The 22,432-nt window shown below is 46.2% G+C and carries 18 protein-coding genes; 10 read left to right on the forward strand and 8 right to left on the reverse strand.

From position 1 onward, the window contains the following. The first annotated feature begins 267 nt into the window (after positions 1–267). Complete coding sequence (locus A3860_RS04740; protein ID WP_081145403.1) at positions 268–669, forward strand: hypothetical protein; 402 nt, start codon at positions 268–270, stop codon at positions 667–669. A 54-nt stretch (positions 670–723) separates the two neighbouring features. On the opposite strand, the gene A3860_RS04745 is transcribed toward A3860_RS04740, so the two are convergent. From A3860_RS04745 to A3860_RS04775, 7 genes are all read right to left on the reverse strand, one after another. Beyond that, positions 724–2,058 (reverse strand): rhamnogalacturonan acetylesterase, encoded by a 1,335-nt coding sequence (locus tag A3860_RS04745; RefSeq protein WP_081145404.1) that lies wholly within the window; start codon positions 2,056–2,058, stop codon positions 724–726. Positions 2,059–2,074: 16 nt separating this feature from the next. Next, on the reverse strand, positions 2,075–3,421 hold the full coding sequence (locus tag A3860_RS04750; RefSeq protein ID WP_081145405.1) for a glycoside hydrolase family 88/105 protein: 1,347 nt from the start codon (positions 3,419–3,421) through the stop codon (positions 2,075–2,077). 159 nt (positions 3,422–3,580) lie between these two features. Continuing rightward, the gene (locus A3860_RS04755; protein ID WP_173820165.1) at positions 3,581–4,975 is read right to left on the reverse strand and encodes an FGGY-family carbohydrate kinase; all 1,395 of its coding nucleotides are present in this window, start codon (positions 4,973–4,975) and stop codon (positions 3,581–3,583) included. A 133-nt stretch (positions 4,976–5,108) separates the two neighbouring features. Continuing rightward, complete coding sequence (locus A3860_RS04760; RefSeq protein ID WP_081145406.1) at positions 5,109–6,383, reverse strand: TIM barrel protein; 1,275 nt, start codon at positions 6,381–6,383, stop codon at positions 5,109–5,111. A gap of 160 nt (positions 6,384–6,543) precedes the next feature. Continuing rightward, positions 6,544–6,858 (reverse strand): L-rhamnose mutarotase, encoded by a 315-nt coding sequence (gene rhaM / locus A3860_RS04765; RefSeq protein WP_081145407.1) that lies wholly within the window; start codon positions 6,856–6,858, stop codon positions 6,544–6,546. A gap of 132 nt (positions 6,859–6,990) precedes the next feature. Then, on the reverse strand, positions 6,991–9,114 hold the full coding sequence (locus tag A3860_RS04770) for a bifunctional aldolase/short-chain dehydrogenase (protein ID WP_081145408.1): 2,124 nt from the start codon (positions 9,112–9,114) through the stop codon (positions 6,991–6,993). A gap of 150 nt (positions 9,115–9,264) precedes the next feature. Beyond that, complete coding sequence (locus tag A3860_RS04775) at positions 9,265–10,422, reverse strand: L-rhamnose/proton symporter RhaT (protein ID WP_081145409.1); 1,158 nt, start codon at positions 10,420–10,422, stop codon at positions 9,265–9,267. A 194-nt stretch (positions 10,423–10,616) separates the two neighbouring features. Between A3860_RS04775 and A3860_RS04780 the strand changes: the two genes are divergently transcribed. From A3860_RS04780 to A3860_RS04805, 7 genes are all read left to right on the forward strand, one after another. Beyond that, positions 10,617–11,648 carry a GntR family transcriptional regulator gene (locus A3860_RS04780; protein WP_081145544.1) on the forward strand — a complete coding sequence of 344 codons (1,032 nt, stop codon included), beginning with the start codon at positions 10,617–10,619 and terminating at the stop codon, positions 11,646–11,648. Between the two features lie 112 nt (positions 11,649–11,760). After that, positions 11,761–12,267, forward strand: a complete 507-nt coding sequence (parS, locus tag A3860_RS04785) for a type II RES/Xre toxin-antitoxin system antitoxin (RefSeq protein WP_081145410.1) — start codon at positions 11,761–11,763, stop codon at positions 12,265–12,267. Positions 12,268–12,284: 17 nt separating this feature from the next. Next, positions 12,285–12,512 carry an RES family NAD+ phosphorylase gene (locus tag A3860_RS42230; protein ID WP_081145411.1) on the forward strand — a complete coding sequence of 76 codons (228 nt, stop codon included), beginning with the start codon at positions 12,285–12,287 and terminating at the stop codon, positions 12,510–12,512. Next, a complete protein-coding gene (locus tag A3860_RS40430; protein WP_394334787.1) occupies positions 12,452–12,727 on the forward strand; it encodes an RES family NAD+ phosphorylase in 276 nt (91 codons plus the stop codon). Before A3860_RS42230 ends, A3860_RS40430 begins: the two co-directional genes overlap by 61 nt. 461 nt (positions 12,728–13,188) lie before the next feature. Beyond that, on the forward strand, positions 13,189–13,812 hold the full coding sequence (locus tag A3860_RS04795) for an RNA polymerase sigma-70 factor (protein WP_081145412.1): 624 nt from the start codon (positions 13,189–13,191) through the stop codon (positions 13,810–13,812). Between the two features lie 2,201 nt (positions 13,813–16,013). After that, positions 16,014–17,243 carry a FecR family protein gene (locus tag A3860_RS04800; protein WP_081145413.1) on the forward strand — a complete coding sequence of 410 codons (1,230 nt, stop codon included), beginning with the start codon at positions 16,014–16,016 and terminating at the stop codon, positions 17,241–17,243. A 64-nt stretch (positions 17,244–17,307) separates the two neighbouring features. Next, positions 17,308–18,480: a phospholipase D-like domain-containing protein gene (locus A3860_RS04805; protein ID WP_081145414.1), complete on the forward strand. Its 1,173-nt coding sequence runs from the start codon at positions 17,308–17,310 to the stop codon at positions 18,478–18,480. 162 nt (positions 18,481–18,642) lie between these two features. Here the strand turns inward: A3860_RS04805 and A3860_RS04810 are convergent, their stop codons facing one another. Continuing rightward, a complete protein-coding gene (locus tag A3860_RS04810) occupies positions 18,643–19,650 on the reverse strand; it encodes a metal-dependent hydrolase (protein ID WP_081145415.1) in 1,008 nt (335 codons plus the stop codon). A gap of 187 nt (positions 19,651–19,837) precedes the next feature. On the opposite strand from A3860_RS04810, the gene A3860_RS04815 reads away from it, so the two are divergent. Further along, entirely contained in the window at positions 19,838–21,154 is a 1,317-nt protein-coding gene (locus A3860_RS04815) for a gluconate:H+ symporter (protein ID WP_081145416.1), read from the forward strand. 52 nt (positions 21,155–21,206) lie between these two features. After that, entirely contained in the window at positions 21,207–22,316 is a 1,110-nt protein-coding gene (locus A3860_RS04820; protein ID WP_081145417.1) for a D-TA family PLP-dependent enzyme, read from the forward strand. Positions 22,317–22,432: the final 116 nt, after the last annotated feature.

Here is a 22,432-nt window from a genome sequence, read left to right on the forward strand (position 1 = left end):
CAGGGAAATAGTAACCGGGCAGGCCAAGGTAAGCAGAAAATTGGCAAAAGACAATAAGCCGGGCAATTTTTGGGGCCGGCTTTTGTACTACTATCAGCGTCCCTTGTGTCACTTGCCGATTTCATCGGCATCCGACGACTTAAGTCGGGACTTGTATGTTCGGTTCGCTGTTCACCAGGGGTATATATTTAACGAATCCTAAGAACTAAAATTGATAAAGTAGCGTTACTTTGACGCTTTAACCAAAAAACCAAAATCGATCACAACATGAAAAAAGTTTACGCTGGTTCATTACTGGCCCTCTCTGTATTAACCTTTGCCTGTAATAAAAGCAAAGACAAATCTACCTCAGACCTGTTACAGGGAAAATGGTATGCCACCACAGGTCAATCCAATGATCATTATAGCGGGCAGGACCATCCCGCCTCATACACCTACAACAAGGGCGATGTTACCCTGGAGTTCAAAGGAGCTCAACTTTATATAAATGATCAGGGAAGCATTGATACCTTTCCCTTTAAAGTACTGAATGACACAACGCTGTTTATAGACAATGCCGAATTGTTAATCCTGAAAAAGCTTACCGGAAGCGAGCTAACTACTTACAGTATATATAACTCTAATTCTTCGGACTTCTCTGAAGAAACAACGAATTTTAATAAGTATTGATCTGTTTTGACCTTATTTTTTGAACAACCGCTCACAAGGCGGTTGTTTTTGTTTCTAATTCCCATCAGGCTTCACTGCATTAACAAACGCACTTTGTGGCCAGAAAAAATTCCCCACCGCATCAGGATGCGCCGGATCAAATTCGATTGTTGACTTTATCAGGTATTTTGCAACAGGCAGATTGGCCGCTACTATTCCTTTTACGATACACCGCGCCAGCTCATAGGCTCCATACGGACTGAAATGCGTATTATCGGCCAGGGCAGTTGTTTGCCCCGGAAAGGTATTGGCAGGATAATGCACAAATGCTTTGAGCGAAGTTTCAGGGCCCCAGGCTTCATACAATGTTTTGCTCATGGCGTTCAGATCTATCAACGCTACTTTTTCTTCCGCCGCTGTTTGCCGCATGGCCTCCGGGTAATCGCCCAGAGTATTAATAATATGACTGCTTGAATCAAAGTTGCGGCGGTGCATGGAGGTTACCAGCACGGGCGTCATACCCCTTTTGCGGGCTTCGGCGATCCATTCTTTCAGGGTTTGTTTATAGGTAGTAAAAGGATCGAGGTGATTGCCGCCGGGCTTTTGATCGTTATGCGTGAATTCTATAAACAAATAATCACCGGGTTTGGCCAGGCTCCATATTTTATCGAGGCGGCGTTCGCGGGCAAAGGCTTTCATGGTTTCACCCGATTCGGCATAATTGCCAATGGCAGTAACGTAAGGTTCAAAAAAACGCGGGATCATTTGCCCCCAGGCTGCCCAGGGCTCGCGGGCCTGATCAACCACTGTTGAATTCCCTGCCAGGAAAATAGTGGCAGCCACTTCATTGGGAACTATTTCCATTGCACATACTTTGGGCAGCGAATCATTGAACTCAATAGTTAACAGGTTATCCCAATGCAGGTAATCCGATTCACGCGATTTCAGCTTCACATTGCTGATCACTTTGTTATGATCATCTTTGATAACGCTGTCTTTTATATGAACTGTAAATGTTCTTGTAACCTGTTTGCCATTTTCGGTGCGAATGTTCTCGAGCATCAGGCGGCGGCATTCGGCACGCACGGTGGTAGCAGAAGTTCCTTTGGCATCGCCCAGAATTAATTTTACATCATAATTACCATCGGGCAGCTTTACCGAAAAGTAAAAAGGCTTGTTGCTGGTAATGTAATCGCCGGTCAGGGCATTGCCGCCGCGGTCAATGGCCTCCACAGTTGATCCCTGATCGAACCCATAACCGGTTTTATAAGAGAATGCCGTAGTTGGCGTAACAGCGATATAGCCTTTGGCCGCTCTATCGGTACCAAAGTCGAATTTATAGCTGGTAGTTTGGGCCTGAATAGTAGCAACTGTGATGTTTAGTAACAAAGAAAACCAAAGTAATTTCATAGCAACCGTTCCTTAGTTATTTTTCGTATTGTAATGAACTATCATTCATCTTAAATTTATCATTCTTCACCAACCTTATCATTTCGGCCCCCGCCAGCAACACCGGTCCATACCCATGTGCCGCATATACATTCACCGGGCGATGATAATAAAATGCCGGATCAAAACCCATACCGGTTCCTACACAAACACTTTCAACCTGCCCTGTAGCATTCACTTTTGTAGTAACAGCATTCCAGGCCAGCATGGCCATGGGGGCGTAGGCTTTGGCATCGAGCCAGCCCTTGTTACACGCATGGGCAATACAGTAAGCATAGATGGCCGTGGCCGATGTTTCGAGGTAAGAATCATTCCGGTTCAGCAGCTGATGCCAGAAACCCGACCCCGATTGCTGCGCCGCCAGTCCTTTTGCATGCGCCTGTAATTGCTGCAAAACAAAGGGCCGGCCGGGATGGTTCTCAGGCAACACATCCAGCAGTTCAACCATCGCCATAATGGCCCAGCCATTGGCGCGGCCCCAGTAGAACATGGGATGCGGGTTCATATCCTGCACCCAGCCATGCATGTACAAACCTTTTTCTTTATCGAACATGCGTTGCGAAAACTGCTTTATCTGTTTTACCGCATCATCGTAATAACTGGTTTTACCGGTGAGCTTTCCCATTTGCGCCAGCGCCGGTACGCTCATATACAGATCATCTAACCAGATGGTATTTTTTTGCGGCCGGTTGCGTGCAAGGGTGCTATCGGGCAAACGAAATTCTTTCGTGCTGATGTAGTTCATGTAATTATCGATCAACGAACGCAGATCATTATTCAACCCACTGCGTGTGGCTTTGATCATCGCCGCACATACCGCACCAACATCATCGAGCGCATGCGGTTCAATGGGCTGGCGAAATACATAATTGCCCTTCAATGATCCTTCGGCCACTTTCTTTTTGATGGCCGGCACCCATTTGGCAATAAACGACAGGCGTTGTTTAACGTAATCGTTGTACCGGGTATCGCCGCTGGTTTCAGCTGCCAGCAACATGCCACTGTAAGTAACACCCCACTCATAAGCGGTGAGCCTGAAATCACCGGGTTTAATACCATAAGACGTATCAAACTGCGATGCATCGGTGACCTCCTGCCCTGTTTGCCGGTTGATCATTTGCGCCGGGGTAACCGCATCGAGATAGGTATATACTTTATCCAGCACCTTTTTAATATCGGCTTCGCTCATGGGGCCATAGGGCACCGGATAATCGGGCTGCAGCGCATGCAGGGGAGCGGTAACATCGTTGGCGGGTTTGCCCTGGGAGAAAGCAGCTGTTGCAGCCAGTAACGAAACCATTAATGTGCCGGTAAATTTATTCATATGGTGTAGTTAGTTCGTTAATTCCGAAAGTAATGGCCGCAATTTACTTTACAATCCTGTTCCCTCCTGAAAATATCAATTCAATAACCGGGGGCAGACAGCCTGCGAAACCCTCCTTTTATCAAACTTCCCGTTTGGGCGGGACGTTTTTTTATTTTCTTATTTCGCCGCCAGCTGGGCGCTGTATGATTTCAACTCAATGAGATCAGAGGAAGGAGCATGCCTGTTCCAGGCAGTATGACCAGCCAATGCAGCGCCTAACGCCGAAGCCTGGGCCATAGAGGCGGCATACACTTCATGGGTGGGAAATGCATTGGCCAGCAGGTTCATATAAATGGGGTTTTTGCTAAAGCCGCCATCTACAAAGATCTTTTTTACCGGACTGTTATGCAGTACCAGGTTCAATGAAGCTACCTGCTGTGTCATAAGGTCGGCCATAAACTGGTGGTAGGCCGCTTCGTACGTGGGAAAACCATTGAGGTCTCTTGCGCCAAAAGCCGATTCCTGCACCATGACGGTTTTACCGGCTTTGTTATCGGCAGCTGCGCCGGCAGACCCATTTACACCGGGTAAAAGGTCGGCATTGAAAGCAACTTTTTTGTAATGATCGGGCGGTACATTAAAATGGGTTGCCAGCCTTTTGGTTTGTTGTTCGTGCTCATACCCGGCAAACAGCCGCGATGCCTTGATGGGCTTGCCCCGGTATTCCATATAACACAAACAATCCTGTTGTAATTCTTCGTACGTAAGCCTGGTTTGGTTGAACGGGTTCAAACTGATGCACCAGGTGCCGGTTGATAACAATACAAACGGTTCAGTGAAGTGGAACAGGTACGGGATCAGGGCGGCAGAGCTATCGTGCAGGCCTACCCCGGTTAACAGGGCCTGCCCCTGCCATTGCGAAGGCATTAATTGATCTGACGGGAAAATGGCCGCCAGCTTTTCATTGATGGCTTCGCGGTATATCCATTCGTGGTAATGGTTCTGCGGAAAATTCCATAAGCCGGTATGGCAGCCAATGCTGGTAATATCAGAATAAGCACGGCCCGTAACCAGGTAGCTCATGTATTGCGGCAAATGCAGCGAATAATGAATACGGTCGAACAGTTCGGGTTTCGTGTATTTCAGGCGGTACAGCTGCATGCCCGAGTTCAGGTTGCCCAACACCGGTGAAGCGGTATGAATAGAGAAGGCTATTTCGCCGCCGTATTTTTTGTAGAAATCCTCCTGCAGCCCGGCAGGGTAAGGCTTCAGGTAATTGTACAACGGAGCCACCGCCGTTCCTTCGCTATCGATATGCACAAAACTGGCGCCATAGGTGCTGAAGTTCAGCGCCCGCACCTGGTAGGTTGCATCCTGGAAAACCTGTTGCAAACAACTACGCACCCAGTTGGTAAGGGCCGAAAGGTTTTCACAGGAATCACCATCCTCATCGATTACCTCGGGGAACTGCTCGCTTTTCTCGAGTACGATGTTATACTGCTCATCAAAAAGGAATAACTTCTTATTGGTTTTGCCAATATCAAATATCGCTATGACGGGGATTCTACTCATTAGGTTTCTATTATCACTCACTTGTAACCTCTGGAATATGGTAGAACAGTTACAGGTTACAAGTTACAGGTTTCAGGAAGCATGTTAAACATCTATCCCTGTAACCTGAAACCTGTAACCTGCAACGGCCTTTTTATAATCCTGTAGCAACAGTCTTTTGACCGCGCTCTTTAATTAAATTATCTCTCACTTTCAATTGACGGTACAATTGCAATGGTTGCAGTGCAGCCCCGGCCTGTAAACGGGCTTCGGCTACCAACGCACGTACATCGGTACGGTAGGCCTGTTGCAGAATTTCCTGCGCCCTGGCCACATCGCTTGCTTCCTGGGCGGCCTGCAATGCTTTTGTATCAACCAGCAACGCCTGTGCATAGGCGATCTTGATGGCCTCTACTGATTGCAACAGGTCTTCGAGCGGGTCTTTTACGTTGTGCGATGCATCTATCATCCAGCCGAGGTCGGTGGCATGTTGCATACCACGGGCATCCATACCTTCAACCAGCTCATTAAAGATCAGGAACAACTGGTAAGGGTTGATGCTGCCTACAGTAAGGTCATCATCGCCATATTTTGAATCGTTGAAATGGAAACCTCCGAGCTTGCCTTCGCTTAACAACAGGGCTACTATTTGCTCAATGTTGGCATTGGGCAGGTGATGGCCCAGATCGACCAGCGTATAGGCTTTGGGCCCCAGTTTGCTGGCATACAACAGCGATTGTCCCCAGTCGCCAACGGTCATGGAATAAAAGTTTGGTTCGAAGGCTTTGTACTCAACGAACATCTTCCAGTTATTGGGCAGGGCGGCATAAATTTCCTGCAGGCTTTCGAGCGTGCGCTGAAATGCCTTACGAAAATTCAGCTGTCCGGGAAAGCAGCTGCCATCTGACAACCAAACGGTGATAGAATCGGAACCCAGTTCTACCCCTTGTTTTATTACATCAATATTATGATCGATGGCCTGTTTGCGGGTTGCTTTATCAACGTGTTGCAGGGAACCGAATTTATAGCTATGCTTTTGATCGGGCTGGTCCTGGAAGGTGTTGGAGTTTACGGCATCGAAGCGCAAACCATGTTGAGCTGCCAGTGCTTTAATGGCTTTGGCATCTTGCGGAATATCCCAGGGAATGTGCAGCGAAATGGCGCCACCACTCTTGTTGAGCGAATGCAGCAGTCCCACATCTTCGATCTTTTCTTCGAGCGTGCGGGGTTCACCGCCACCACTGAAACGGCCGAAACGGGTTCCGCCCGTTCCCAATGCCCAGCTGGGAATGGCTATTTGAAAATCAACTAATTTTTTAAGGATGCAGTCTAAACCGGTAATACCTTCTGCGGCAAAATCGAACCGGCGTTTATGTTCTTTAAGGAGACTATTATTAAACTCGTCTATTTTATATTTGTCTATTTGCATACAATCGTATTTTAGGAATATCTTTTACAAAACATGAGCCTCTTGCCACCAAAGATACCGAAGTAAGAAGTATGAGGTACGAAGTAGGAATACAAGCCGAAATCAATAGCGAGGTAAAACAATCAGCATCTTCTTACATCCTACCTCCTACTTCTTCTTACTACGGCAAATAAAAAACCTCTTTCAACGGAATGCTCACAGGTGAGTTATCTGCATTGCTTTCCATGATATCTTTCATGTAGGCCCACCATTTTTTCATAACGGGATGAGCGGATAAATTATCCAGCGCAGCCGGGTCATTGATGTTCAATACCCCGAACAGGCTGTTGGTGGTTTCATCCAGAAAGATCGAATATTCGCTAACGCCTGTTGCACGCAATAATGCCTCCAGTTCGGGCCATAAAGCATCATGACGTTTTTTGTATTCAGCTTCCTGACCCTTGTATAAATTCATTTTGAATGCAACTCTAGGCATAAAAATGTTTATTATCGAATATAGGAAAACGAAGTAAGAAGTATGAAGTAAGAAATACAATTGAAATCAATAGCGAGGCTAAAACATTCAACCTCTTCTTACTTCTTACATCTTACCTCCTACTTCGGAAAATTATCTCACAAAAGCAGTAGCTACCCCTCCATCTACATTGATCACATTCCCTGTTGATTTATTCAACAAACCACCGGTTACCGCGAAGCAGGCATTGGCAATGTCTTCAGGTAATATGATCTCGTTGAGCAAGGTACGTTTGGCATAGTAAGCAGGTAATTCTTCCACTTTAATGCCATAGGCTTTGGCACGGCCTTCGGCCCAGGCACCTTCCCAGATCTTGCTGTCACTGATAACCGCATCGGGGTTCACCACGTTCACGCGAATGTGATCTTTACCCAGTTCGGCTGCATTGAGGCGGCTCAGGTGTAACTGGGCTGCTTTGGCAGAACCGTAACCGGCGTTGTTGGGACCGCTCATGAGGGCATTCTTGCTCACGATGTTGATCACATCGCCGCCGATAGCCTGTTTGCGCATCACATCAACACCAGCCTGGGTCATGAAGAACTGGCCTTTTACCAGTACATCATACAGAATATCCCAATCTTTTTCGGTGTGCTCTTCAATGGGTTTTGAAATAGATAAACCAGCGCAGTTCACTACGATGTCGAGGCCGCCAAAAGCGAGGGCGGCAGCATCGCAGGCGCCCTTGATATCACTGGCTTTGGTAACATCCAGCACCACAGCGGCAAATACGTCTTTACCGTATGATTTGCTGAAATCTTCTTTTGCACCTTCCAGGCGTTGTGCATCATTGTCGTTGATGATAACACAGGCGCCTTCGTCGGCAAATTTTTTGGCTATAGCTTTCCCTATTCCACCGGCGCTACCGGTGATAAGCGCAATGCGGCCCGATAAAGCTTTGGGCTTAGGCATACGTTGCAGCTTGGCTTCTTCCAGTAACCAGTATTCAATGTTAAAAGCTTCCTGACGGGGTAACGAAGTGTATGAGGAGATCGCCTCGGCACCACGCATTACATTAATGGCATTGATGTAGAACTCGGCGGCCACACGGGCAGTTTGTTTATCTTTTGAGAAAGTGAACATACCTACGCCGGGGTACAGGATCACCACCGGGTTGGGATCGCGCATAGCCGGGCTGTTAGCATGTTTGCAGGTATTGTAGTAGTCTGCATACATAGCGCGGTAGGCTTCAAATTGCGGCGTCAGTTTCTCTTTTATTTTGCTTACATCGCTCAACTCTTCGCCAGGCGTTAAGTTCAACACCAGCGGACTGATCTTCGTACGTAAGAAGTGATCGGGACAGCTGGTACCCATGGGTCCCAGTTTCTCCAGGTCTTTTGAGTTAATGAAGTTCAACACTCTTTCGTCATCGGTAAAATGACCAACCATTTTCTGGTAGCTTGAGCAAAAACCGCGCAGCACAGGCGCCAGCGCAGCCGCTTGTGATTTGCGTTGTTCAGCAGGCAGCGAAGTAACTTTGGCGCCACCGAAAACAGCTTTCTGTTTGCTTACTTTTTCTTCAATGTATTCAGCGCAACGCTCTATCACTTCCAGGGTGTTGATGTAGCTTTCATAAGCCGTATCGCCCCAGGTGAATAAACCATGCGAACCAAGCATGATGCCGCGGATGCCGGGGTTTTCTTCGAGGCATTTGGCCAGCTTCAAACCAAGGTCAAAACCAGGGCGTTGCCATTCAACCCAGCCGATCGTTCCATTGAATAATTCCTGTGTTATTTTCTTACCATCCTTTGCAGCAGCAATAGCAATGGCTGCGTCGGGATGCAGGTGGTCGATGTGTTTGAAAGGAAGGAAACCATGTAATGGTGTATCGATAGAGGGCGCTTTTGAAGCCAGGTCAAAAATGCAATGGTTGAACAGCTCTACCATTTCATCTTCATGTTCTATACCACGGTAAACGTTTTTCAGGCTGCGTAAACGATCAACATATAAGGCAGCAAGGCCACTTTTTTTCATAGTGCCCAGGTCGCCCCCCGACCCTTTGATCCACATCACTTCAGTTTCTTTACCGGTTAAGGGGTCTTTAGCGATGGCCTTGCACGAAGTATTACCGCCACCATAATTGGTGAGACGCAGATCGGCGCCCAACAAATTACTCCGGTAAATTAACAAGGCTACTTCATCGCCCTTCAGGGAAGCCGCTTTGGCATCGTCCCACAAATAGCTTACATGCTTAAACTTTACTGCACTTGTTGCTGACATAGTCTGATCTTTAATTTGTTCTTTTTATAATATTCATTGAAGGAATGTCACGGTTATCCCCAGCACCTGCCGGGACGGACGTGGCAAGCCTCTGTTCTATATAGACGTACCAAAGTTTGTTTTCCCCTGAACTTTGGCATGTCTTTCTTTTTACCCCTTCAGCGAATTACCATATCCTACCAGTAATACCGACACAATAATGGTAATAATGCCTATAATAACCGTTGTTTTAGTTTTCTTGCTTACGCCTGCCCATTCTTTCAATGCCAGTCCCCATGCATTGGCCGTTAAAATAATGAAGGCCATATGCAGGATCCAGCTGCTGGGGCCATTGCCCAATTTGCTTTCGCCCATGCCATAGAAAAAGAATTGCAGGAACCAGGTTGTACCGGCCAGTGCCGAGAAAATATAGTTCGACAGCAGCGGTGTTTTCTTATTGGTATAATCGCCAAAGGTCTTGTTGCGGGCGTTCAGGATCATACACCAGATAAAATTAGTGGTTAACCCACCCCACAACACCACTACGTATGTTACATTGTTCTGATAAAGGAAATTGCCCTCGCCGGGGTGAGCCGCCATCCATAAAGAGTTTGCGACTGCGGCCATTGGCTTGCCCGCCTCGAGCCCGAAATTGAAACAGGCGCTCAACACACCTGATATAATTGATACCAGTAAACCCAGTCCGAACCGGTATTCGGTCTTTGCCAATTTAATTTTGTCAGCCTCAACATGGAGGTCAATGCCCTGGTCGGATTTGCCTTCCTTTTTTGCAGGCAATCCATGCGGATCAACACCTCCTTTCATCAATTCCTTTTCCTTTCTTGTTCCGGCCTTTCCGCAAATGATGATACCCACTATACATACAGCCAGCCCCAATAAAACGGTTCTACCCCATGTATTGCCAACCAGCGCGCTAAAAGTATCTTTACCGGCAGCAGGGAAAATATCATAGTAAATGGAAGGGATAAGGGAGCCAAACACCATGCAAAGCCCCAGGATAATACTGCTTCCTAATGACACACCCAGGTAGCGTACGCCCAGGCCATAAGTTAAACCACCAATACCCCACAGGATCCCAAATAAGAACGTATAGCCTATTACTGCACCACCAGCCTGGCTGATTATTTCTGAAAAGTTGGGGATGGTAAGCCAGGCGGCTAATGGCGGCACTATCAACCAGGAAAAAAGGCCCCCTATGATCCAGTAACTTTCCCAGGCCCAACCTTTAACTTTTTTGTACGGAATGTAAAAACTTCCGGATGCGAAACCTCCTAAAAAATGAAATATAACTCCAAGAATAGCATTCATTTGTAGCGTTTTTCTATATGGCCAGCCTATGCCGGATTAAAAAGGTGAAAGTAGAAGTTAACGATTATTAGCCCATCATGTACCATCATGGTCTTTTTTAATGAAAAACCGCCTCATATTTAGCTTTTTAACTAAGTTTGACGGGCATTAAAACAGGTTGATTGTACACCATTCAATCATCATGCGAGGTTATCATGAAAAAAGATTCCATATTTCAGCATTTATTTATCGACTATTATTCTGCTACCCCCAAGTATTTGCAGTTGGCCAATTCCATTATAAAGGCTATTGGTGAGGGTAAGATCCAGAAAGACGAGTTGCTGCCTTCGATCAACGAACTGAGCTTTGAGTTTGAGATCTCAAGAGATACGGCCGAGAAAGGTTATAAGCACCTTAAAAAGATCGGCATTCTGGGCTCGGTGCCGGGTAAGGGATATTTTGTAAAGAACACCGAAGTGGGGCAACACCTGAAAATATTCCTGCTGTTCAATAAACTGAGCCCGCACAAAAAGATCATTTACGATGCCTTTGTTGCTTCACTGGGCGAAATGGCTTCCATTGATTTTTATATCTATAATAATGACTTCGCCTTCTTCAAACGGCTCATCGCCAACAAAAAGAACGATTACAGTCATTATGTGATCATACCACATTTCCTCGACGGTGGCGAAAACGCCAGCGAGATCATCAATACCCTGCCCAAGGAAAAGCTGATATTGATGGACAAGCTGATACCCGGTATTGAAGGTAAATACGGCGCCGTTTACGAAAACTTTGAAAAGGATATCTATGATGCGCTGGAACAATCGCTTGAACCGCTGAGTAAATACCATACCATCAAGATCATTTTCCCCGAGTACACTTACCACCCGGTTGAAATATTAAAAGGCTTTTACCGCTTCTGCCAGCAGTATGCGTTCAATTATAAAGTGGTGCACGATATCGCCAACGAACCCATCAAGGAAGGCGAGGTATTCATCAACCTCATGGAAAACGACCTCGTTATCCTGATCGAAAAAATACTGGCAACCAAACTAAAGGTAGGCAAACACGTTGGGGTGATCTCGTACAACGAAACGCCGCTAAAGAAAATTATCCTGAACGGCATTACCACCATATCGACCGACTTTGAGATGATGGGTGAAAAAACGGCCCAGCTTATACTGGAACAAAGCACCGATCATATTGAAATACCCTTCTATTTAACCCAACGCGCATCACTATAACGAATATACTAACGTAATAAATTGTTTTAAATCAAAAAATTGCTGCAAAGCGTTCTCTGTGTTCATAAACGGGAAAAACTTGCCTAGCTTTGGCTGAAAACCATTTAACCTTATGGCTGGCAATAAAAAACCCCAGAGCAACCACGACGTTGGTAAAGGACAAGGTCACGCTTATACAGCTTCTCCTACGCAAACAGGTACGCGCCAGGGCCCCGCTGCCCGGCCAACGGCCCCCTTCCACTTTAACTCACTTAGTTTACAGTACAAGATCGGGATTATACGAAATGGCATCACTAAAAAACAGCTGGAAGCCATTAAATCGGAAACCGATTTCGATTACCACACCTTAAGCAGCGTGCTATTAATATCGCGCACCACCCTTATTAAAAAGAAAGGAGATGAAAAGTTTGATCAGCCCACCAGTGAGCGCATTATGCGCTTTGCCGAGTTCCTCAGTTATGGGCGCGAAGTGTTTGAAAGCAGGGAACGCTTTCAGGCCTGGCTCAGGCACCCGGCCGCTGCGCTCGGAGGCAGGGCGCCACTTGAATTGCTGGATACCCTGTACGGCATTGAAGAAGTAAAAAAAGAATTAGGCCGTATTGAATACGGCATATATTAACCTAACGGCTATCCTTTATGCAGCTTTACCGCATCGGAAAAACCGCACATGCCCATGACCTTAGCGGGCTGGGCGCCAAACTACATGGCGGCAGATGGAATTACGCAGGCATTCCCTGTATTTATCTTACTGAAAGCAGGTCACAGTCATTGATGGAATATACGGCCCACACGGCCATACACATATTGCCCCTTCCCTTTCGTTCACCACTTTTGAGGTGCCGGCCCATTCTATCAGGGAAATAACCGAATACGAGCTACCCATCACCTGGCTGCAACAGCCTTTTAGTAAGGACAGCCAGGAAATTGGTTCGGCGCTGCTCACTCAAAAAGATCACTTATTATTAAAACTGCCCTCTGTATTGATTGACCGGGAATTCAATTTTGTGCTTAACACAATGCACCCACTAATGAGTGCAGTAAAAATTATTGGTGTAAACGGTTATAAGATCCACGATTGAGGGTTTGTGTAACAGTTGCAGGCCGGGCGCGCGAATAAAAAATATGCAATAATGTTTTTGCGTATGACGATGGTCATAGTTTGCAGCTAATAACCCATGCGTTATGTCTGTAGTTGCATGCAACGGGTAGCATATGACCTTTATTATTGGTGATTGACACCCCGGGCCTGCAGCTAAAAAATTCACCTTTACCCATACTTGATTTTGATAATTTGTTTTTTACGTGTAATCTTGTTGTGAATTGCTTGCTGATCATTCAGAACATCAGATGCATTCTGCCAATTGCTCACCTTATCTTATAATGATTGAATGTTCCTCAAGCCTGCCTTGTAACCAGAATCAAAGAATAGAGCATGCCATACCCGTAATGCGTTTGTGATTTACCGTAACTCATGTAACGTTGTGATTTACTATCAATTATTAAACATTTATTATCAAGGTTAGCAAAAACACTCGTCCTAATGCGTTCTATTCCATTGGAAAATGATGTACTTGTTTCATTCAGGAAAGGTGGTCCCGATGCTTTACAATCGTTATTAAAGCAGTTCTACAGCCCTTTATGCCTTTTTGCCGAGCGGTTGCTGGGCGATAAGGCCGCTTCAGAAGATATTGTTGGCGAAGCTTTTATAAAATTATGGAACAAGCGCGACAACTTTGAGAACCTGCAGAACCTGAAGGCCTTCATGTATATTACGGTGCGCAATGCCTGTTTGAACCATTTAAAGCAGGCCAAACGCGATTCGCTGAACCAAAAGCAACTGGCCTATTTAACAGGTGAAAAAGAAGAGTTTGTGTTGAATGAAATGATAAGGTCAGAAATATTGCAGGAGATTATGCAGGAAGTAAATAACCTGCCCGAACAATGTGGTAAAGTATTGAAACTGGCATATCTGGAAGGGTTAAAGAACCAGGAGATCGCCGACCTCATGAATATATCGGTGCATACCGTAAAAAATCAAAAAGCCAGGGCCATACAATTGCTGAAAGTTCGGCTGCGCGACCGTGACCTCATGAACCTGTTGCTGTTATTCACCCTTATAAGGGCTGGCTCGGCCAACTGCCAAAACTTACATTTTCCTGCCTAAAGATCAGTTTTATTACACAAAAAGGGCCTGCGGGTAGGTGTAAATACCCATTTATTGAATTTTATTAAATTTTTTTTGATTTGGAATAGTAATAAATGCGTTGAAAGTTGTTTTAATACTAAACTGGTTATTATTCGGCCGTGCGGGATACATTGTGAATTGCTCTTTGCGCTTAAATATGTTAAACGAGTTGTGTTTTAAAAAGTATAGCCATCTAAAACACTTTGACATTTTTAGCTGCGAACTGCTTGTTTTCTGTACCTCAGTTCTTTTATAGTATTAATAAGTTGTAGCGTGTGATTTTACTAGTGCGAAGGGTTAATAGTTTTTTAGTGAACTGCTTTTATTAACCCTGAACGATAAATGAACCGTGAGCCTTTACAAAAGGCCTTGTTTGTCCGCCCGATGTATACATCTGTACTTTTCGTTCTTTCAGCCAGACGAGAAGACGGAATGTCGAGCGGGAATCTCATGTGACTGTTTGGTTGGGTCACTACAAGGGAGTGTTTCTACTCTCCCTTTTCTTTTTAAAATTCGAACATCTTTATAAATTCCTTTCTCTCCCGCATGGCGGGACCACAAAGAACCGGCATCCTTAATACACGAATGAAGTGTATTATATTTAAGCATCTCAAGGCTCCACGTTAGTAGTAGTTCTGTTCTAATTCCAAAAGGTTTTACTGATTAGTCTGTATTAAGTACGCTTATTATATCCATTGGGTAGTAAATGCCTGAATGGTTTATATAATGGTATTATATCCCTAACACCGTTAGGAGTCACTTGTCTCATTCGCATTCCTCATGTGCATCAATTATCCCTCTTCCTGGTACAGAAGAGGCGCAGGAATCCCCCACGGCCGGGTAGTCTTACCCGGCTTTTCTATTTTTATACCTCACCCCCTGTCCCTCTAAAGGGGGCACCTGTTAACAGCTATTGTTAGTTCCACTTTACATTTATCAAAAAAAGAAGAACAAGGAATTCGCTTCGGTAAGAACTGGAAGCCGGAACATGGGATCGTGTTGTTACCCCCTGCCCCCTAAAAGGGGCGATTTAATTAACGGGCAATTGCTAATTATTCCACTTTGTGTTTAATCAACAACAAAAAGCTAAGACCTGGAAGCGGTTCAGGTCAAATTCTTAGGCAAGATGGTCAGAATCCCGGTAAAAGGGGATCAAGGCGTTCAGCGCATCTTTAAGAGGTGTTCGAGACATTAATTTCTTCTTCTTCAGACTCCAGAAGATCTATGCCTTAACAAACAATCCCCCAACTTTTCACTTAATCCCAAAAAGGATCGCGCAAGCGGTCTTTTTTTGTGTAACGGTCACACACCTGCATTATAATTGGCTGACCGGTACAACCAATAGTGTTTTTATGAACGAGGGGCGCGCCCTGGTACAGGTGCCGCCCCAGATGCTACCGGAATGCTCAGGGCATGCTTTGGGGATGCTCAGGGCATGGTCTAAGTATGGCCTAAGTACTGCCTTGGGGTTGCACTGCGCCCCAGAGTTACTGTATAGGGGCTCCAGAGCATCCCAGTGCAACCCAAGGCTAGCTGGCTGCCATTAAACCACCAGTAAACTACCATCAATGATAGGTGTAGTGCTCCCCAGAGTGCTGGCCGGGGGGTATGTTCAGGGGCCGCGGGTAAGAGGCCGGGGTAACAGCGAACGAAGGCCGTCTAGGGGTTTTCTCCCCATTTTTTAGCCTGGCCACTTGATTACAATCATATCCTTTTCGGTTTTTACCTTTTTGTTTAGGCAAACCATTAACATTATTTGTTTTATAATATTAGAGGGGCACCTGTTTTTGAAGTTCCCCATGATTCTACACTACATGATAAACACCAGGGCCGGTTTCAGCTTCCGTACTTATCGTACTTTTAATGCCAATCAGCATCTTACGAAAATCGTACAATAAACCGGGGTATTATTGCTATACCATTAGCATTCCTACCCAACCCTTAAATAATATTCTGTAAAGCCATCAATTTATTAAAGATTTTACCTTACCCTTTAGTACAATTCATAACAATTGTTGTTTTTACAACAATACAATCAGAACACAACACCATTTCTGCTACACCCATTTTCCGTTGCAGCAATGAAGTATCCATAAAATAGTAAAGCAACAACAGTCCATTTTCAAACCAACCATTCCTGCCCTGGCCCATGCTCATATTTATGAATTAAACTTTTTCTTATGAATGAACAACTAATGGAAAAAGCATCACATATTGCCTCGCTCATTCTCGCCGACCTGCAAGACAGCCTGTCGACCGAAGGTCGGCAGGAACTGAATGCCTGGATTCAGGAAAATAATGATAACTATATCTTATATGAAGAACTGATGGATGAGGAAAAACTGGGGAACGACCTGTATGAATTGCATTCCTACGATCCCAACCAGGCTTATGAGCGGCTGGCCCAACGGCTATTTCCGCATGCTGCTACCGGCAAAAAGGTTTACTTCAGAATATGGTGGTACATGGTGGCTGCCGCACTGCTGCTGGTAGCAGGTGGCATCACGTATGTTGCATTGAACAAGGCAGAAAAACCCATCCCCAAATCAGTAATAGTGCTGGCAAAGCAAAAATCACCCGGCATTCCGGCCGATACCAAAAAAGCTGTGCTGATCCTTGCAGATGGCTCAACCGTATCACTCAATGAAATGAACAATGGCAACATTGCACAACAGGGTAATGTCATTATCCTGAAAGAACAGAATGGTCAGTTGAAATATAAATTAACCAACTCCATCGCCAACACAAACGGCTTCAACACGCTTCGCACACCCCGCGGTGGCGAATACAAGGTTACGCTCGATGATGGCACCCGTATTTGGTTGAACTCCGCTTCTACCCTGCAGTTCCCCGTTCATTTCAATGGGAACGACCGCCGGGTCATTTTTACCGGCGAAGCCTATTTTGAAGTAGCCTCCGCCCTTATTCCCCAAACCGGTAACAAAAGATCATTCATTGTATCAGTTGATAATATGGAAGTGCAGGCAATAGGTACCTCTTTCAATATCACAGCCTACAAAGAAGATAACCGTTCACAAACAACCGTAGTGGAAGGATTGGTGAAAGTAGACCGGAACAACAGATCGAGCCTGCTTGCACCAGGCAAAAAACTGATTGCAGCCGACAGCACCGTTACCATTGAGGATGCTGACGTAAAACAGGAAATAGCCTGGAAGAACGGTGAATTTGTTTTCAGGAATACCTCGCTCAAAATAGTGATGAATGAACTGGCCCGCTGGTACGATATGGATGTTGTGTACGACGCCGGTGTGCCTTCGCTACATTTCAGTGGTGAAGTGGAGCGGGAATCAGACATCAGGAAAGTATTGAATATGCTGGAATATACCGGCGGCGGGGTTACATTCACTATTGTCAATCGCATTATTACTGTTCACCCCGGAAAAAAATAAAGGACTTCGTTCTTCTCTTACGGCTGTTTAACGCCGCGTGTATAATTTTTGTAGCTTGGCAGCTATGTTGCGTGGCATTAATAAAAAGTCTTCAGCTTACATTCCGCATAACCGCGTAAAACTGGTCAGGGGTGGCCGGGATTATTTTTCTACACTCACCCGGCTCATCAACCATGCGCAACATTCCATACACCTGCAGGTGTATATTTATGAAAATGATGAAACCGGACAAATGGTTGCCGCCAGGCTTATGGAAGCAGCCAAACGCGGCGTTAATGTATATCTCCTGTGCGATGGGTATGCCTCAAAAGAATTATCAGCCGGCTTTATAAAAGAACTGCAAACCGCCGGTGTTCACTTCCGTTTTTTTGAACCCCTGTTAAAAAGCGAACATTTTTACTTCGGCCGCCGCATGCACCACAAAGTACTGGTGGTTGATGGTCACTACGGACTGGTAGGTGGCATCAATATCAGCAACCGGTATAACGACATGGACAACGAACCCGCCTGGCTCGATTGGGCGCTGTACATGGAAGGCCAAGCCGCCGGCGCCCTGTTTAAAGTATGTATTGATGTTTGGGCCCGGCCCGGGCAAATGGCCTTAAAGCGGAACTTGCGGCATGAAATACCGGCCATTCCCAGCGCCGGAAACAGCCCATTGCGCATTCGCCGCAATGATTGGGTAAAACGCAAGAACCAGATCTCCCGCAGTTATATTAACATGCTGAAACAGGCCACCTCACACGTGATCCTTATGTCGGGTTATTTTTTACCGGGCTCCATCATCAGGCATCAGCTCACAAGAGCCTCCAAACGTAATATTGAGATCAAGGTTATTGTAGCCGGAAAATCGGATGTAAAACTGGCCAAACATGCCGAACGCTATATGTACCGCTGGTTGTTGAAGCGCAATATAAAACTGTATGAATATAACCAGTCGGTATTACATGGTAAAATGGCCACCCGCGATGGCAAATGGGTAACCATTGGCTCCTACAATGTAAATGATATCAGCGCCTATGCCAGTGTTGAATTGAATGTTGACGTAAATGACGTTGAATTCGCCACCCATGTACAACAACAGCTTGAGGCCATTATTGAAAAGGATTGCATACCCGTGACACAGGAAGATTACAATAAAAGATACAACTTCTTCCAGCGGTTCATTCAATACTGTTCATACTGGTTGGTAAGAATTATATTCTATTTGTTTACATTCTACTTTAAACAAAGATGAGTTACCAGTTACCGGGTCCCGGTTACCGGGTCCTGGTTACCGGGTAAAAAATTCGGAGACTCCGACTACAGGCAGAAAGATCGGCATTCAAGGCCCGGCAACTGGAAACTGGTACCTGGCAACCGGCACTTCGAATTTGTAGCGTACTGTTTGAATTGAAATTCACTCCCCCTTTATCCTATGCCACATAGACTCAAACACCGCCTTATTCCAACCGGCAAAACGCCCCCTTTGCACCACTAAATTATTGCCATAAGGCTGCTGCAGGTAGAAATGAAAAACAAAGGTGGCATCGGGTTTATACCAGCCAACCCGCTGGCCGAACCGGAGATCATTGAACACCAGCGATTTTCCTTCGCGCTCAATTGTATAATATCCCTGCGAAAAAACAAACAGATCTTTCAACTCATCGAGGTCCTTCACCGGATTTAATAAACTGTCATTGCGGGGGAAAAAAGTGAACCTGATCGAAGGTTTGCTGTCGAACACCGACCGGTAACCGATATGATAGCCCTTATCGGTTTCCAGCACCACATACCACAACAGGTTATTCAGGGGCGTGGGAGTGGTAAAATGCCGCCGGTATTCAATATGTTGTTCTTTGGCGATGCGTTTTACAGCCGCTTCTATAATAGACTTGTTAATAACATCGATGAGGAGGTAAAAGCCGCACCAGATGAACGCAATAGCGGCCCAGCGCTTTCGCCGGTAATCGGTTTTCATGAACAACAGGGCTATCGTCACTGCCAACGGCACAATGGTAAATAACGGATCGGCCACAAACATGGCATGCACACAAAAACGCCGGTGCGAGAACGGTTCCAGCAAACCTGTACCATACGCATTAAAGCAATCCAGCGCCAGATGGGTCAATAACTCCGCCGCAAAAAACCAGAGCCAGGTAGAAAAAGCAATATTATGCGGACGTCGCCACCGGTCGGCCAGCCAGGCCAGCAGGGGTGTAACAAGCAATACAAACAATAAGGAGTGGGTAATGCCCCGGTGGGCCATCAGATCTTTTGTGACGGGCATCCAGAAGCCGGCCACAAAATCAATATCGGGCAGGCTCTGCGCCACAGCACCGAGTAACAGGGCACGCCTGCCAGCTTTTTTACCAATAAATACTTCCCCAATACAAGCACCTAAAACTATATGCGTAAGAGAATCCATAGCGCCAAGTTAAGAAGTTGAGTTGATAACTTAAAAGCCAATGCCAGCCGGCCGTTGTTCATTACTCAACACCGGTCGATTTTACCATCAATTCCCAAAAAAGATCATTACATTAGTGAAAGGGGAACTAAAACCACTAGGTGGGGAATTTCGTATACCCGGTACCATTACACAGAACGATTGAACCATGACAACATTTTTCATCATCCTGCTTTGCATTCTTTCACTGGTATTGCTTATATCCTGGGCAAAATTCAATCCATTCCTGGCCTTTTTGCTGGTATCGCTTGTAGCAGGCTGGTTCCTCGGTATTCCACTAAATAAATTGCCAGCCTCGGTACAAAAAGGCATTGGCGATACACTCGGCTCACTGGTAGTGATCATTGGGCTGGGCGCCATGCTGGGAAAACTGGTGGCAGAAAGCGGCGCCGCCCAAAAGATGACGCAGGTGCTCATGCGCATTTTTGGTAAAGAACACCTGCAATGGGCATTAATGGTGACTGGTTTTATTGTGGGCATTCCGCTTTATTATAACGTAGGGTTTGTATTGATGGTGCCATTGATCTTTTCTGTGGTATACCAGTATAAATTACCGGCCGTATATATAGGGTTGCCCATGCTGGCCGCCTTATCGGTAACCCATGGCTTTTTACCGCCTCACCCCTCGCCTACCGCGCTGGTAACACAGCTTAAAGCCAATATGGGGCTTACCTTATTATATGGCATCATACTGGCCATTCCTTCCATCATTGTGGCCGGACCATTATTCGCGAAAACGCTGAAGCATATTCGCAGTACGCCGTTGCAAACCTTTCAACCCAAAATGATCCCCGATGAACAAATGCCCCATACCGCAAATAGTTTTTTAACGGCCCTGCTGCCGGTGTTGCTGATAACCATTACTACCATTATTCCATATATTACTACTTTATCAGGCGCTCCTTTGCAAATAGTGCAATTCATCAGCGATCCAACCATCGTAATGCTGCTCTCCCTGCTCACCGCCACCTTTACGCTTGGCCTGCACACGGGCAGGTCAATAAAGGCCGTTATGGATATTTATGGCGAGGCCATCAAAGATGTAGCGCTGATCTTGCTGGTGGTAGCCGGCGCCGGCGTATTAAAACAGGTGTTCACCGACAGCGGTGTAAGTATGACGATCGCCGAAAGCGTGAAGGGCTGGCAGGTGCATCCGTTGGTATTGGGCTGGCTGATAGCGGGCCTTATAAGAGTTTGCGTTGGTTCGGCAACCATTGCCGGCTTAACCGCTGCCGGCATCATTGGGCCGGTAATACCACAAATGCAGGTAAATCCGAATTTGATGGTATTATCGATTGGCGCGGGCAGTTTGTTGTTTTCGCATGTAAACGATTCAGGCTTCTGGATGTACAAAGAATACTTCAACCTCAGCATACGGGATACCATCAGATCATGGTCGCTGATGGAAACCATTGTTTCGGTAATGGGCCTCATTGGTGTGCTCATCATGGATTTTTTTGTGTAAACCGCTTCTGCACATTTCCTACCTTCGCGAATCGGCGACAAAACAACCAACCATGCAAGCAAACTGGTACCAGATCCAAAACATCGATGAATTAGATTCTCCGGCCCTGGTCATTTATCCGGAACGGGTGAAAGCAAATATCGAAACGTTGAAGGCAATGATCGATGATCCGCAACGGCTGCGCCCCCATGCAAAAACACACAAGAACAAAGAAGTTACCCAATTGCTGCTGGCGGCAGGCATCAACAAATTCAAATGCGCCACCATTGCCGAAGCCGAAATGCTGGCGATGAGCGGGGCGCCCGATGTGGTGCTGGCCTATCAACCGGTTGGCCCCAAGCTGAACCGCTTTGTGCAGGTAACGCAACAATACCCCGATACACATTTTGCCTGCCTGGTCGATAATATCCCCAGCGCGCAGGCCATTGCCAAAGCTTTTACCGAAGCAGGCGCTACCATCGCCGTTTATATTGATTTGAATGTTGGGCAGAACCGTACCGGTATTGCACCCGGCGATGCGGCCGTTACTCTCTACAACTATTGTGCACAGGCAAGCGGTTTATCAATGACCGGGTTGCATGCTTACGACGGGCATATCCGCGGCACCCTGGCAGAACGCACGGCCGCCGCTAACGAAGCTTTTGCAAAGGTGGAAGCGATGAAAGCCCAATTGCGGTCAATAGGTTATTCCGATATTCAGATCATTGCCGGCGGATCGCCCACTTTTCCCATTCATGCCAAACGCGAAGCAGTGGAATGCAGTCCGGGCACCTTTGTTTTCTGGGACCAAAGCTATCTCGATACCTGCGCCGAGCAACCGTTTCAACTGGCGGCCCTGGTAATTACGCGGGTTATATCGCAGCCCAATGCCACGCAAATATGTGTTGACCTTGGGCATAAATCGGTAGCGGCAGAAAATGAAATAGGCAGGCGGGTGGTGTTTTTGAATGCACCCGGTTTGAAAGCCGTATCACAAAGCGAAGAGCACCTGGTGTTGGAGGCCGGCGAAGGCCACACCTTTAAACCTGGTGATGTGTTGTATGGCGTGCCAATACATGTTTGCCCCACCGTTGCCCTGTACGAAAGAGGCTATACTGTTGAGAACGGAATTGTCAATGGTGAGTGGATGATTATTGCGAGAGATAGGAGAATATTGTGCTGATGATATTGCTGATTTTGGGATTTCGGGATTTTGAGATTTGCTTATTAGGCCCAACATGATGAAATCGCGAAATCTCAAAATCGCCAAATCAGAAATTAAAGCACAGCCCTCCCTAA

It is taken from the genome of Niastella vici, from assembly GCF_002077945.1.
Lineage (GTDB): Bacteria > Bacteroidota > Bacteroidia > Chitinophagales > Chitinophagaceae > Niastella > Niastella vici.

Excerpts from the sequence above, each read along its gene's own strand:
- A3860_RS04750 (WP_081145405.1), bottom strand. The coding sequence starts at position 3,421 with ATGAATAAATTTACCGGCACATTAATGGTTTCGTTACTGGCTGCAACA.
- A3860_RS04795 (WP_081145412.1), top strand. The coding sequence starts at position 13,189 with ATGCGTTCTATTCCATTGGAAAATGATGTACTTGTTTCATTCAGGAAA.
- A3860_RS04820 (WP_081145417.1), top strand. The coding sequence starts at position 21,207 with ATGCAAGCAAACTGGTACCAGATCCAAAACATCGATGAATTAGATTCT.
- A3860_RS42230 (WP_081145411.1), top strand. The coding sequence starts at position 12,285 with ATGCAGCTTTACCGCATCGGAAAAACCGCACATGCCCATGACCTTAGC.
- A3860_RS04760 (WP_081145406.1), bottom strand. The coding sequence starts at position 6,383 with ATGCAAATAGACAAATATAAAATAGACGAGTTTAATAATAGTCTCCTT.
- A3860_RS04810 (WP_081145415.1), bottom strand. The coding sequence starts at position 19,650 with ATGGATTCTCTTACGCATATAGTTTTAGGTGCTTGTATTGGGGAAGTA.
- rhaM (WP_081145407.1), bottom strand. The coding sequence starts at position 6,858 with ATGCCTAGAGTTGCATTCAAAATGAATTTATACAAGGGTCAGGAAGCT.
- A3860_RS04775 (WP_081145409.1), bottom strand. The coding sequence starts at position 10,422 with ATGAATGCTATTCTTGGAGTTATATTTCATTTTTTAGGAGGTTTCGCA.
- A3860_RS04740 (WP_081145403.1), top strand. The coding sequence starts at position 268 with ATGAAAAAAGTTTACGCTGGTTCATTACTGGCCCTCTCTGTATTAACC.
- A3860_RS04770 (WP_081145408.1), bottom strand. The coding sequence starts at position 9,114 with ATGTCAGCAACAAGTGCAGTAAAGTTTAAGCATGTAAGCTATTTGTGG.
- A3860_RS04815 (WP_081145416.1), top strand. The coding sequence starts at position 19,838 with ATGACAACATTTTTCATCATCCTGCTTTGCATTCTTTCACTGGTATTG.
- parS (WP_081145410.1), top strand. The coding sequence starts at position 11,761 with ATGGCTGGCAATAAAAAACCCCAGAGCAACCACGACGTTGGTAAAGGA.
- A3860_RS04745 (WP_081145404.1), bottom strand. The coding sequence starts at position 2,058 with ATGAAATTACTTTGGTTTTCTTTGTTACTAAACATCACAGTTGCTACT.
- A3860_RS04800 (WP_081145413.1), top strand. The coding sequence starts at position 16,014 with ATGAATGAACAACTAATGGAAAAAGCATCACATATTGCCTCGCTCATT.
- A3860_RS04755 (WP_173820165.1), bottom strand. The coding sequence starts at position 4,975 with ATGAGTAGAATCCCCGTCATAGCGATATTTGATATTGGCAAAACCAAT.
- A3860_RS04780 (WP_081145544.1), top strand. The coding sequence starts at position 10,617 with ATGAAAAAAGATTCCATATTTCAGCATTTATTTATCGACTATTATTCT.
- A3860_RS04805 (WP_081145414.1), top strand. The coding sequence starts at position 17,308 with ATGTTGCGTGGCATTAATAAAAAGTCTTCAGCTTACATTCCGCATAAC.